The organism is Peribacillus sp. NPDC097895 (assembly GCF_050277555.1).
Lineage (GTDB): Bacteria > Bacillota > Bacilli > Bacillales > DSM-1321 > Peribacillus.
This window is the reverse complement of the sequence record NZ_JBNNSH010000001.1, coordinates 655,852-669,681: the sequence shown is the minus strand read 5'-3', so window position 1 is coordinate 669,681 and position 13,830 is coordinate 655,852. Positions and strand designations below refer to the sequence as shown.

Sequence of the window (13,830 nt, the reverse complement as noted above, 5' to 3'; positions counted from 1 at the left end):
AATCTATGAAAAAAAATATTGCTGCTGCGATAGAAGAAGAAATTGAAACTGAACAAATTCAAACTGAAGATTTCCAAGTTCCAGCTTTCGGATATGAATTAATCAGAGAAGTTCTATTGAACGATATTCTCGGAAAAGACTCTAATCAAATCCTCTATTGGGCAGGTAAACAGTTAGCAAGAAAATTCCCATTGAATGGCGATCAGGAAATCATTGAATTTTTCCAGAGCGCTGGATGGGGCAATCTCGAAATCATGAAGTATACGAAAAACGAGATGGAATACTCATTGACTGGTGAAATAATCAGCCGCCGCCTGGATTTACATCCTGACTGTCACTTCCAACTTGAAGCCGGCTTCCTTGCCGAGCAGTTTACACTGCAAAAAAAATTCCTCAGCGAATCAACGGAAGAAGTCAAACGCCGCGCAAAAAAGGTGACCTTCACCATTCAATGGGATCCCAGAGATCCAATCTAATGAGCCCATAAAACAGACTTACCCTTTTAACCGGAAGTCTGTTTTTTTATTGGGCTCCATTCATTTAAGCTAGTACATTTGCATGCTGCCCAAGTTTAAATGCTTCATGAAGCGATTCGACAGCCTTCACCATTTCCTTTTCGTTGACGACAGTCGAGACTTTTATTTCCGATGTGCTGACCATTTTCACTTGGATGCCAGTATGGGCCATCACTTCGAACATCTCGGCGGCCACTCCTGGATTGGAAACCATACCGGATCCGACGATGGACACCTTGGCCAAACCGCCTTCCGTTTCAATACGATTGAATGCCAATTTTTCTTTATTATTTTCCAGCACGATCAAGGCCGCTTCCGTATCTTCACTTTTAATGGAGAATGATAGATTGGTCGTATCCTCGGCGGTCATGCTTTGAATGATGATGTCCACATTAATCCTGTTTTTCGCAAGTGTCGTGAAAATCGTTGATAAAACACCAAGTGATTGGGGCAAACCAAATACTGTGACTCTTGTAATACTGTCTTCAAAAGCAATGCCGCGTACGATTAAGTTTTCTTCCATAGTTGCTTCCTCCTCAATGATCGTTCCTGATTCTTTCTCCATGCTCGAACGGACTTCAAGCGGAATTTGATAGTTTTTTGCATATTCGACAGCCCTTGGATGAAGGACGCCTGCCCCCAGATTGGCAAGTTCCAGCATTTCATCGTAAGAAATGGATTGGAGTTTTCGCGCGCCTTTTATGTAGCGTGGATCCGTTGTGAAAACACCCGTTACATCCGTATAAATATCGCATCTATCCGCATTCAGCGCTGCAGCGATGGCAACCGCCGTCGTATCAGAACCGCCTCGCCCTAAGGTAGTGATTTCCCCATTTGCATCGTTCCCCTGGAAACCGGCTACGACCACTATTTTCCTATCCAAAAGCTGAGCTTGGATCCTTGAAGCATCGATGTTTAAAATCCGGGCATTCCCATGAACGGATTCCGTTTGCATGCCAGCTTGCCAGCCAGTATACGAAATGGCTTCATGTCCTTCTTCAATCAATGCCATCGTTAACAGGGAAATCGTTACCTGTTCCCCCGTAGTCAATAGCATATCCATTTCCCTCTTGCTCGGGGTTCCAGAAATATCCCGGGCCATGGAAACCAATTGATCCGTGGTTTTCCCCATTGCTGAAACAACGACGACTACCTCATTTCCATTCTCCGTTTCTTCGATTACCCGTTTGGCAACATTTTTGATTTTTTCTACGCTACCGACGGATGTTCCGCCGAATTTTTGAACGATTAATGCCATCCTCATGCACCCTCTCTATCTTTTTAGGCAATAAAAAAAGCAATGAGAAATATCTCATTGCTGTGATCACATATCAAATACTGTAAACACAGTGAGATAGCTCTCCAGGGTATAACCCCTGACAATCCGCCATTTATTAAATGTCAGACCAGAAAAACAAGGTATGAGTCTTGTCTTCCTTCGGCGTCATCCCCTTTCAAAACCTTTCATGGAAGCTCATACTTCTCCAGGTTTTTACTCTTGAATTCCGCACCTCTATCAGCACTTTTAAGTTGTCTAATTAAAAATTCCTTCTAATCATAGCATAGAGATTTATCGCTAGCAAGATTATTCTTGCAATTTTCTAACGATTCCCTCGGCCACCCCTTTTGGCATACCCGCTTCCATAATTTCCTCGGTCGATGCCTCTTTGATTTTCTTCAATGACCCAAAATGCTTTAATAATTGCTTTCTCCGCTTTTCCCCGACTCCCGGAATATCATCAAGCTGTGAGTGAACCGCATTTTTCCCGCGTAGCTGGCGATGAAACGTAATTGCAAACCGATGCACTTCATCCTGAATTCTTTGCAATAAGTAAAATTCCTGACTCCGTGAATCAAGCGGAACAAGTTCAAGCGGGTTTCCAATCATCAATTGCGATGTTCTGTGTTTTTCATCTTTAATCAGACCTGAAAGTGGAATATCAAGGCCCAATTCATTTTCCAAAATATCCCGGACCGCTTCCACATGTCCCTTTCCGCCATCAATGATGATTAGATCCGGAAGAGGCAGCCCTTCTTTCAATACTCGTGAATATCTTCTTCGGACCACTTCACGCATCGATTCATAATCATCAGGTCCCTGGACCGTTTTGATCTTATATTTGCGGTACTCCCTTTTTTCCGGTTTCCCATCAATGAACACGACTAAAGCGGAAACAGGGTCACTCCCCTGGATATTGGAGTTATCGAAAGCCTCAATTCGATGCGGGGTATAGATGCCCAATTGGACCCCGAGGTTTTCCACGGCTTTGATCGTTCGTTCTTCATCTCGTTCAATCAAAGAAAATTTTTCCTGAAGGGCGATGGAGGCGTTTTTATTCGCCAGTTTAAGCATATCTTTTTTCGCTCCCCGTTTTGGGTGAATCGTTTTCACACCAAGCAGCCCTTCGGCCATTTCGGCATCCACTGATTCAGGCAGCAAAATTTCCTTTGGTTTAAAGTGGTTGGTAATCTCGTAAAACTGACCCAGGAATGTAAGAAGTTCCTGTTCCGGTTCATCATAGACAGGAAAAAGTGAAACATCCCTTTCTATCAATTTACCCTGTCGCACAAAAAATACTTGAACGCACATCCAGCCTTTATCATAGGCAAAGCCAAATACATCACGATCGATGAAATCGGTCGTCATCATTTTCTGCTTCTCCATCGTGATATCTATGTGGGCAATTTTGTCACGGAACTCTTTGGCCCTCTCGAAATCGAGCTCTTCGGATGCCTCCAGCATTTTTTCTGTCAGTTCTTTTTTTATCTCAGTATGTCCGCCGTTCAAGAACCGATTGATATCCTCCACCATTTTTTTATATTCCTGTTCCTCTACATCATATACACATGGAGCCAGACATTGTCCTAGGTGATAATAGAGACAAACTCGATCCGGTAAGGTATTGCATTTTCTAAGAGGATAGATGCGGTCAAGTAATTTTTTCGTCTCGTTAGCCGCAAAAGCGTTCGGATAAGGACCGAAATATTTCCCTTTATCCTTTTTGACTTTTCGCGTAATGATTAGACGGGGATGCCGTTCCGCCGTCAACTTAATGAAAGGATAAGTCTTATCATCCTTAAGCATGACATTATATTTTGGATCATGTTTTTTGATTAGGTTCAACTCTAAAATGAGAGCCTCGATATTGGAAGAGGTGACAATGTATTCGAAATCCTCTATCTCATTAACGAGCCGAAATGTCTTTCCATCATGGGATCCCGTGAAATAAGAACGGACACGGTTTTTCAATACTTTCGCTTTGCCTACATAAATGATCGTTCCCTGACGATCTTTCATTAAATAACAACCAGGTTGATCGGGAAGAAGGGCAAGTTTATTCTTTATTTGTTGGTTCATGTATACAGCCTCCTGTTATCCCATTTTCAATTATTATATATCAAGATAGCGAAAAAAGCTTCAAGTCCGCAGACTTGAAGCTTTTTTTAGCTATCTTACTATTAAGCGTGTTTTGCAATAAGTTCAGCAAGAGCTTCTTTTGGTTGGAAACCAACCACTTTATCCACCACTTCACCGTCTTTAAGGACGATTAATGTCGGGATGCTCATCACACCGAATTTTCCTGCTGTTTCTTGGTTTTCATCTACATCAACTTTTACGATTTTCGCTGTATCGCCAATTTCAGTATCAAGCTCTTGAAGTACAGGAGCGATCATTTTACAAGGTCCGCACCATGGTGCCCAAAAATCTACAAGAACGACACCTTCGCTCGTATCAGTCGTGAAAGTTTGGTCAGTTGCATTTACAATAGCCATATATATTTCCTCCTCAAATTTACTCAAATAACTAAAGACAGTATACCATTGATGGTAGAAACGATGCTAACATTTTGCTTCAGTGGTAGGATGTCCTAAAAAAGAGTGAATATGCAGGCTTTACGCTTGCCTATTAGCCCAAATAAAGAGGCAAGACATGTATCGGCTTAGCCGAATGTCTTGCCCCTTGTCTTACATTTATTTGATTTACGCGTTAACTTTTAGTTTTTTGAATTCTTCCGTCAATAATGGAACGACTTCGAAAAGGTCTCCGACAATTCCGTAGTCAGCTACATTGAAAATGTTAGCTTCAGGGTCTTTGTTGATGGCAACGATAACTTTGGAGTTGGACATGCCAGCTAAATGCTGTATCGCCCCAGATATTCCGCAGGCAATATAAAGGTCGGGTGTAACGACTTTACCCGTTTGCCCGATTTGCAAAGAATAATCGCAATAATCCGCATCACACGCACCACGGGAAGCACCTACCGCTCCGCCAAGAACTTGTGCCAGTTCCTTTAATGGTTCAAAGCCATCTTCACTTTTCACACCACGTCCGCCTGCAATGATCACTTTTGCTTCTGAAAGGTCAACCCCTTCACTTGCTTTTCTAACAACATCTTTAATGATGGTGCGTAAATCCTTAATATCCACACTTAATGTAGAAACATCACCAGAGCGGGACTCGTCTTTCGCTAATGGTTCAATATTGTTCGGACGGATTGTCGCGAAAATCACTCCATCTGTAACAATTTTCTTTTCAAATGCTTTACCAGAATAAATCGGGCGGGTAAAAACGATATTTCCGCCTTCTTCTTCAATGGAGGTAACATCTGAAATCAATCCTGATTCAAGCTTTCCAGCCAATTTAGGTGCAAGGTCTTTTCCGAGAGCTGTATGCCCGAAGAAAATCCCATCTGGCTTTTCCTGTTCGATTACGGCAAGCAAGCTTTGTGCATAACCATCTGATGTATATTGTTTCAATTGATCATTTTCAACTGCAACAACCCGGTCTGCACCATGCTGAATCAATTCATCCCCAAAATTTTGAACACTGTCACCAACTAAAACACCTACGATTTCTCCGCCATCAGCAGCAAGTTTAGCCGCACCGATAGCTTCAAATGATACATTTCTTAGTGAACCGTCTCGAACTTCGCCCAATACAAGAAACTTTCTAGCCATTTATAAAAACCTCCTGGTATCTTTTTGTTGTGTGTTGTTAGTTCAGAAAAGAACGGTTTGATTAAATCACTTTTGCTTCGCTGCGTAATAATTGAACAAGTTCGCTAACTTGATCACCGATATCGCCGTTCAATACCTTTCCAGCCTCTTTTTTAGCAGGAAGATAGATTTCTATCGTTTTTGTTTTTGCTTCAACATCTTCTTCTTCCAAATCCAGGTCATCCAATTCCAATTCTTCAAGCGGTTTTTTCTTCGCTTTCATGATTCCTGGCAATGAAGGATAACGCGGCTCATTTAACCCTTGTTGAGCGGTCACCAACAATGGAAGAGATGCTTCGATCGTTTCAGAGTCCCCTTCAACATCGCGTATAACGCTTACATTTCCAGCTGCGATTTCCAATTTAGTGATGGTTGTAATATAAGGTATTCCCAAAATTTCTGCAACGCGTGGACCCACTTGACCAGAACCGCCATCGATTGCAACGTTTCCTGCAATGATTAAGTCTGCATTTTTGTCTTTTAAGTATTCACCTATGATTTTGGCAGTGGTGAATTGGTCACCATTTTCTATGTCGTCTTCTATATTAATCAATACGGCTTTGTCGGCACCCATAGCAAGCGCTGTACGTAATTGCTTTTCAGCCTCTTCGGTTCCGACTGAAATTACCGTTACTTCGCCGCCATGTGCATCACGCACTTGGATTGCTTCTTCGACCGCATACTCATCGTATGGATTTATGATGAATTCTGCTCCATCCTCATTAATTTTCCCGTTGGATAGAGTAATCTTTTCTTCTGTATCAAATGTTCTTTTCAGCAGCACATAAATGTTCACGATAATACCTCCCGAATAATTTGAGTTTTGAAGATTATGAATATTATTGATATATATAATTCTATTCTTCAGATTCCATCAAAATCCTGCATAATATTTAAAAATAGTTATTTATATATGACGGGAAACCCTATCATTTCCCTTTGAATACCGCTTCTCTTTTTTCAATGAAAGCACCAATTCCTTCTTGTGCATCAGCCGTATCGAAAGCTTGGCCAAAGAGAACGGCTTCCCTTTCCACACCTTTATAGTAGGAGTCATGCTTAGAAAAATTCAATAGTTCTATAGCCGCCTTTAACGCAAGAGGACTCTTCTTTGCAATTTTATTGGCTAGCTCCACCGCTTTTGGAAATAGTTCTTCATCCGTGTAGGCATGATTTGCCAGCCCGCATTGTACAGCTTGGATACCAGTAATCGGTTCACTTGTAAACAGCATCTCAGCTGCTTTTGCCGTACCCACATAACGAGGAAGTCGTTGGGTGCCAGCAAATCCAGGTATTAAGCCGAGCTGAAGCTCAGGCAAACCTAGTTTTGCCCTTTCGGTTACCAAACGGATGTGACAGGACATAGCCAGTTCCAATCCTCCGCCAAGCGCCGCTCCATGAATGGCTGCAATGACTGGTTTTGGAAAAGATTCAATTTTTTCAAATACAGATTGACCATTCTTGGTCAGTTTCTCGAAAGCTTTACCGTTTTTCACTTCTGTAAACTCTTTAATGTCTGCTCCTGCAGAGAAAAATCTTCCTTCACCATGAAGAAGGACAACCCGTACGGCTTCGTTTTGCTCAATTTGATCGAAGGCCTGTGACAGCTCTCCGATGATTGCCGAGGAAAGCGCATTTGCGGGTGCATGATCAATCGTTATAAAGGCCACATGATTTTCGACAGAAAGCTTAAGGTATTCCATATCTATCCCTCCTGGCATGCTAGTCAAACTTTTTTGAAAATTCAATATGTATCACTTCCCGATAAATCCGGGAAGCAAACTTGACCGATTCTTGGAGGGTGGCTAGCCATCCTCTATAAAAATCGTTAACTTCTCAAGCCACAGCCGCCAAGTAGAAGGCGGTGAACGTCAGGTGCAAGGTCTGAGAGCGAATACTTTTGCTCATTCATGACCCAAGTCGTCACTGTTTCGTCAATCGTTCCAAAAATCATTTGCCTTGCAAGCAAATTGTTTAAATCGGGCATAAATTCGCCGTTCTCTTTTCCTTCTATAATGATCTGATCGATTAAATTTAAATATCCTCTTAACACATCATTAATTCTTAGGCGTAATTCTTTGTTCGACTGTCTTAATTCCAACTGAGTGACAATTGCTAAATTCACGTCTTCTGAAAGGTTTTGAAAATGTTTTTGTATGAGTACAAGCATTTTTTCCGAAGCTGTGGTCTTTCCTTTTAGCTCTTCTTCGATCTGTTCCACAAAATAGCCCATCTTTTCATGGAATAATGATATTAATATATCTTCTTTATTTTTAAAATAAAGATATATGGTGCCGTCCGCTACGCCTGCTTGCTTGGCGATTTTGGATACTTGGGCTTGATAGTAACCGTGTTGGGCAATGACGATAACGGCTGCATCAATAATTTGATTATACTTTGGTCTGTTGCGTTTCACTGGATGTCCCCTTTCAGAAAATGAATGAATCATCATTCATATTTCTATCATAAAATGACGACCCTTAACTGTCAAGCAAAAACTTCTAAGACCCGACATTCCACTATGTTCATTGTACAGCCCCAATCCATTGGTTGTCCAGTCGCTTTGCAAAACACGGAGCTATGTTCCGCTGCTCCGTATGAAGGGCATGCTTCGTTACGCTTCTTTTCTATCCTCGGATATCTTTTTCTTTTCTTCCTCGATAAGGACTCTTCTCAAAATCTTACCTATCATCGTTTTAGGAAGTTCTTCCCTAAACTCATAACTGCGTGGTACCTTATAGGAAGCAAGGTTCTTTCTTGCAAAATCATTCAACTCTTCCTCGGTCGCCGTAGCATTTTTTTTCAGTACGACATAGGCTTTGACGGTCTCACCACGATATGGGTCAGGGATTCCTGCCACAACAACCTCTTGAATCGCCTCATGCTCGTATAGTACCTCTTCCACCTCACGAGGATAAATATTGAAACCACCTGCAATGATGGTGTCCTTTTTTCTCTCGACTACATAAAAGAATCCTTGCTCATCCATGTAACCAAGATCGCCTGTCAGCAGCCAGCCATTTTTAAAAGTGCTTTCCGTTTCATCCGGACGATTCCAGTAACCTTTCATTACCTGTGGTCCTTTAATGGCAATCTCACCAATTTCATTCGGTGGCAGCTCATCAAAGGTTTCCAGGGAGAGAATCACTGAGTCGGTATCTGGCCATGGCAAACCAATGCTTCCTTTTACACGAGGCTGATCCCAAATGAAATTTGCATGGGTCACCGGAGACGTTTCCGACAGTCCATAGCCCTCAACCAGTTTCCCACCCGTAATTTTCTCGAACTGCTCTTGTACCTCTAACGGCAATGATGCAGATCCGCTTATACAGGCATTGATGGAAGAAAGGTCATATTTAGCGATATCAGGATGGTTCAATAGCCCGATATACATCGTAGGAGCACCTGGAAACATCGTCGGTTTCTGTTTTTGGATGGTTTTTAGCGTCGCTTTAACATCAAACTTCGGCATGATGATCATGGTGTTCCCTTCCATGACGGAAAGTACCAAAACTGTCGTCATACCGTATACATGGAAAAATGGCAGAATTGCTAGGACCCTTTCCTCACCGCGCTTATTTTTATAAAGCCAAGCATTGCACATTTTCGTATTTGCCAGCAAGTTCTTATGGGTAAGCATGACCCCTTTCGGAAAGCCTGTTGTCCCCCCTGTATATTGTAAAAGGGCAAGGTCCTCATCCACATCAATCGGCTCAGCGACCTCTTCAGGAATCTTTCGTTTCATGATTTCAGTAAATAAATGATGATTGCCCGCGTGCTCCACATTGATGACGATACCGTATTGCTTTTTTTGTATAAAAGGATAGATAAGATTTTTCGGAAAAGGCAAATATTCCTTGATGGCGGTTACAATGATATGTTCTATATCCGTTCTGGAAGCGACTGCAGTGACACGGGGAAATAAAATATCCATCACTAAAATCATTTTCGCTCCGGAGTCTTTCATTTGATACTCGAGTTCACGTTCCGTATAGGTTGGATTCGTTTGAACCACGACTCCGCCGGCCATCAATATTCCAAAAAAACTTATGACACCCTGAGGGCAGTTAGGAAGCATGACGGCAACTCGTTCCCCTTTTTGAAGGCCGATGCTTTTTAAATAGGCTGCGAACTTTAAGGCTGATTCATAAACTTCTTGGTAAGTTAATTCTTTTCCCTGGAAATGAATCGATACTTTATCAGGGAATTCTTCGGCTGATTCCTTCAAAAATGAATACAAGGGTTTATCTTCGTACGACAAAACAGCTGGTATTTGTTCCGGATACATAGCTTGCCATGGCTTATTGCTCATTTGCCCCCTCCTTCTGAATATTCTCACTACTCTAATCATTATAATACAACCGGGATTTTCTTACAATTGATGAAATTTAGAAAAAATAAGCATAAGGGCTGATAATATGGATTGAAGCAGTCAATATGACCTGTACCAGCCATGAGGGATTATTGGAAGGTACAAAAAAAAGGAGTGGTTACTCCTTCATTTTAGTTCTATACCAATATGTATATTTTTCTTCAAATCCCAATTTTCCGTACAAGCATAGAGCAGGCGCATTCGTTTCCATCACCTGGAGATAAGCATTTTTCGCCCTATTTTCTTTACCCCAATGCAACAGGTTACGAATGAGTTTTGCACCATAGCCTCGGTTTCGAAAGTTTTTATGGGTGAAAATATTGTACAGACCTATGTATTCGTCTTCTAATACACCTAGTCCTCCTGCCGCCACGGTTCCACCATCATCCGTCAACAACATGAAGCATGTTTTTGGAATGATATTTTCGAACATTTTTTTCAAGTGGGTTTGATCATCATCAGTAACATGACTTAGCAGGCAGAAATCATTAAACCAGTCATCATGTAAATGGTCATACTTCATGACATTGCTTTCATTAGGTGCCTCTGTTTCTACCAATTCCAATACCTGGACACTTGTTGTGCCTTCAAGGACATAACCCGACTCTTCCAGAACACTTTCCAAGTTGATAGGTTTAGCTTGATGCGTCATTTTGTATACTACCCGATCATTTCTTTCAAAATATACTTTCTCACAATTCATTATTTTCTTTTTCAAATCTTCATTCGATGAATAGATAGGGTTGATTGAATTCGCCCGTTTTGTATATCCATCCGCAAATCGTAAAACCCATCCATCATAGATTTGCGTTTGCAGGGCCGGTAAAGCATTCATCGATAATTCTTCAATCTTTTGCATCAGTTTGGACTTATCCATGTCACTCCTCCTCTTTCCGAGCATCTTTTTGACCATATCATTTTATACGCCTCTATTTAATAGAGTTGAAATCAAAGAAGCGACACAAAGGCCGCTTCTTTCAGGTGAAGAATATCATATAAATGATTCCAAGCAGAAAAAAGATTCCGCAACAAACAATTAAGACTTTTGCAAGCTTCTCCACAGTTTTCTCCCTCTCATGAAGGGCATTAAGAAATTCCGGCGCCGATGACAAAAGATAAAGCGATTGAAATGATCATCGATAGGAACCCAACTGCCCGATTATCTTTTTGTATCTCTTCATCTATTTTAAATCCAGGAGTCATAAATTCAAAAATGAAATAACCGATCAATAGAAGGACAAAACCGTATACACCCCAGCCAATCATGGTAAGAAGTGAATTCTGATGGAGGATGGATTGTTGGAATACATAAGCGATCCCAAATATTTTACCACCTGTTGCCAACGCGACAGAAAGGTTTCCCTGTTTGATTTCCTCCCAGTTCTTGTACTTTGTGACAAGTTCAAAAATGGCTAAAAAAACAATCATGCACAAAATAACGACACTGTAACGAGCAGCTATATATACATATTCATTTTCCCACATATTCTCCATGGTCCAACTCCCGAATGGTAACCAGCCATCCAGCTTGGCAGAATAGCCGGAATGACCACTTTCCTTTATTTAAATTCCACCACCGTAACACCTGTACCGCCTTCTCCGGCTTCGCCGAACCGAATTCTTTTGACAGAGCGGTGATTTTTCAAGTATTCCTGGACCCCGGACCGAAGAGCGCCCGTTCCTTTACCATGAATGATGGAGACACTCGAATATCCGGCCAATAAAGCATCATCAACATATTTTTCGACTCTTGAAATGGCATTTTCAAAGCGTTCCCCACGTAGGTCAAGTTCCACGCTAACATGATAATCCCGACCTTTTATCGTGGTAAGCGGCTTTGTTTCCTTCACTTTCGTGGCCTTGATGAATTCTAGGTCAGACTCCTTCACCTTCATTTTCATGATGCCGATCTGAACCTGCCACTCATTACTTGAAACTTTCTCGATCAAGTGACCCTTTTGACCAAAGCTTACGACCTTTACTTCATCTCCAGGTTTCAAGCTTTTATCCAGTGGCCTAGCAACTTTAACTGATGTTTTTTTCACTTTAGGCGTCGCTTCTTCAAGCCGTTTTTTCGCATCGATCAGTTCATGCTCTTTAACATCGGCATGCTTTTCAAGTCGCAGTTTACGTAAGTCGGCAATGATCGCTTCCGCTTCTTTTTGTGCATTTTCAACGATCGCTGCAGCCTCTTTTGCTGCCTTTTCGACCAACGCATCCCGTTCCTCATGGTATTCACCAATTTGCTTTTGAAGGTCTTTATGAAGGATTTCCGCCTGTTCAAGGTGATTCTTGGCTTCCTGCTCCTCCTCTTCTGCCTTCTTACGGCTATCTTCAAGGGATGCAATCATATTCTCAACTTTATTGGTATCCTCGCCAATATGGCTGCGGGCGTTGCTTATCACGCTCTCTTCCAAGCCAAGGCGCTTGGATATTTCAAACGCATTACTACGTCCCGGTACACCGATCAAAAGCTTATAGGTAGGACTCAATGTTTCCACATTAAATTCAACGCTTGCATTAATAACGCCTTCCCGATCATATCCATATGCTTTTAATTCCGGATAATGTGTCGTTGCAATCACACGCGCCCCGCGCTTATATACTTCATCCAAAATGGAAATGGCTAAAGCGGCACCTTCCTGTGGGTCCGTTCCCGCTCCAAGCTCATCGAATAAAACAAGGCTATCATAATCGACATGCTTTAGGATGTCGACAATATTGACCATATGAGATGAGAACGTACTTAAGCTCTGCTCAATCGACTGTTCATCGCCAATATCGGCAAAAACGGAGGAAAACACGGCCGTTTCAGAACCATCCAGCGCAGGGATTTGCAGACCGGCCTGGGCCATTAACGTACAGAGGCCCAGCGTTTTCAGGGTAACCGTTTTCCCCCCAGTATTCGGACCCGTGATAACGATTGTCGTAAAGTCATCACCTAGGAAAATATCATTGGCTACGACAACATCACTCGGAATGAGCGGATGTTTCGCTTTGAATAATTTCACGCGTCCCTCATTATTCAAAATCGGTTTGGATCCTTTTATCGCTTTTGCATATTTTGCCTTCGCGACAAGGAAATCGATTTGTGCGAGTACTTTGACATTATGAAGCAATTCTGGGGTGTACGCTCCGACTTTTTCCGATAATTCGACCAATATCCGTTCTATTTCCTGTGTTTCCTTCGCTCTGGTTTCCTGCAGGACATTATTCAGTTGCACGATTGCTTGCGGCTCAATGAACAGCGTCTGTCCAGATGATGATTGATCATGAATGATCCCGCCATACACACTGCGGTATTCCTGTTTTACTGGGATGACAAACCGGTCATTCCGGATGGTGATGATGGAATCCGATAACATTTTTGATGCGTTGGAGGAACGAATCATGCTTTCTAGTTTTTCCCGGACACGGCTTTCATTCGTCCGAATCTGATTTCTTAGTGTACGGAGCTTATCGCTCGCAGAATCCATCACTTCGCCATGTTCACTTACTGCAAACGTAATTTCCTGTTGCAATTCAATCAATGGATGCAGGGAATCGATATATTCGGCTAGAAGCGGAACATCTATTTCCTGCTCGGCGATTTCTTCGAAGAAACGACTAAGGATCCTCCCTGCACGAATCGTACTCGCGAGTTCCATCAATTCCATCGGTGAAAGCATTCCGCCAATCTGGGCCCTTTTTGCATGTGGACGGATATCAAAAATCCCGCCTAATGGCAAGTTACCTTTCAAACGTACGATTTTGGCTGACTCATCCGTTTCTTCCTGCCATCTCGTCACCTCTTCAAAGTCCGTTGAAGGCATCAGTTGCTGCGCCTTCTCTTTTCCTATGGACGAAGATGCGTGAGAGATTAATTGTTCTTTAATTTTATGAAATTCCAATGTCTTTAAAGCTTTATTATGCATGGAGTTAAAGCTCCTCCTTATTTATGGGCAA

Annotated in this window: 12 protein-coding genes and 1 riboswitch; of the genes, 1 reads left to right on the top strand and 11 read right to left on the bottom strand. The window is 42.1% G+C overall.

Going from position 1 to position 13,830, the window contains the following annotated elements:
- Positions 1–5 precede the first annotated feature (5 nt).
- Entirely contained in the window at positions 6–476 is a 471-nt protein-coding gene (locus tag ACQKMH_RS03125) for a YslB family protein (RefSeq protein ID WP_427586035.1), read from the top strand.
- A gap of 64 nt (positions 477–540) precedes the next feature.
- Here the strand turns inward: ACQKMH_RS03125 and ACQKMH_RS03120 are convergent, their stop codons facing one another.
- The 11 genes from ACQKMH_RS03120 to ACQKMH_RS03070 all read right to left on the bottom strand — a co-directional run bounded on the left by ACQKMH_RS03120 (position 541) and on the right by ACQKMH_RS03070 (position 13,799).
- Positions 541–1,773: an aspartate kinase gene (locus tag ACQKMH_RS03120; protein ID WP_427586034.1), complete on the bottom strand. Its 1,233-nt coding sequence runs from the start codon at positions 1,771–1,773 to the stop codon at positions 541–543.
- Between the two features lie 89 nt (positions 1,774–1,862).
- Positions 1,863–2,039, bottom strand: a riboswitch (Lysine riboswitch).
- Between the two features lie 61 nt (positions 2,040–2,100).
- Complete coding sequence (gene uvrC / locus ACQKMH_RS03115; protein ID WP_427586033.1) at positions 2,101–3,873, bottom strand: excinuclease ABC subunit UvrC; 1,773 nt, start codon at positions 3,871–3,873, stop codon at positions 2,101–2,103.
- A 101-nt stretch (positions 3,874–3,974) separates the two neighbouring features.
- A complete protein-coding gene (gene trxA / locus ACQKMH_RS03110) occupies positions 3,975–4,289 on the bottom strand; it encodes a thioredoxin (RefSeq protein ID WP_034308995.1) in 315 nt (104 codons plus the stop codon).
- Positions 4,290–4,496: 207 nt separating this feature from the next.
- Positions 4,497–5,474, bottom strand: coding sequence for an electron transfer flavoprotein subunit alpha/FixB family protein (locus tag ACQKMH_RS03105; RefSeq protein WP_427586032.1), 978 nt, complete (start codon positions 5,472–5,474; stop codon positions 4,497–4,499).
- Positions 5,475–5,535: 61 nt separating this feature from the next.
- Positions 5,536–6,309 (bottom strand): electron transfer flavoprotein subunit beta/FixA family protein, encoded by a 774-nt coding sequence (locus ACQKMH_RS03100; protein WP_427586031.1) that lies wholly within the window; start codon positions 6,307–6,309, stop codon positions 5,536–5,538.
- A 133-nt stretch (positions 6,310–6,442) separates the two neighbouring features.
- Positions 6,443–7,216 carry an enoyl-CoA hydratase gene (locus ACQKMH_RS03095; protein ID WP_427586030.1) on the bottom strand — a complete coding sequence of 258 codons (774 nt, stop codon included), beginning with the start codon at positions 7,214–7,216 and terminating at the stop codon, positions 6,443–6,445.
- A 125-nt stretch (positions 7,217–7,341) separates the two neighbouring features.
- Positions 7,342–7,929, bottom strand: coding sequence for a TetR/AcrR family transcriptional regulator (locus tag ACQKMH_RS03090; RefSeq protein ID WP_230154818.1), 588 nt, complete (start codon positions 7,927–7,929; stop codon positions 7,342–7,344).
- A gap of 198 nt (positions 7,930–8,127) precedes the next feature.
- The gene (locus ACQKMH_RS03085) at positions 8,128–9,825 is read right to left on the bottom strand and encodes an AMP-binding protein (protein ID WP_427586029.1); all 1,698 of its coding nucleotides are present in this window, start codon (positions 9,823–9,825) and stop codon (positions 8,128–8,130) included.
- Between the two features lie 178 nt (positions 9,826–10,003).
- On the bottom strand, positions 10,004–10,762 hold the full coding sequence (locus ACQKMH_RS03080) for a GNAT family N-acetyltransferase (protein WP_427586028.1): 759 nt from the start codon (positions 10,760–10,762) through the stop codon (positions 10,004–10,006).
- Between the two features lie 209 nt (positions 10,763–10,971).
- Positions 10,972–11,379, bottom strand: a complete 408-nt coding sequence (locus tag ACQKMH_RS03075; protein WP_034309012.1) for a DUF350 domain-containing protein — start codon at positions 11,377–11,379, stop codon at positions 10,972–10,974.
- Between the two features lie 65 nt (positions 11,380–11,444).
- Positions 11,445–13,799 carry an endonuclease MutS2 gene (locus ACQKMH_RS03070; RefSeq protein ID WP_427586027.1) on the bottom strand — a complete coding sequence of 785 codons (2,355 nt, stop codon included), beginning with the start codon at positions 13,797–13,799 and terminating at the stop codon, positions 11,445–11,447.
- Positions 13,800–13,830 lie beyond the last annotated feature (31 nt).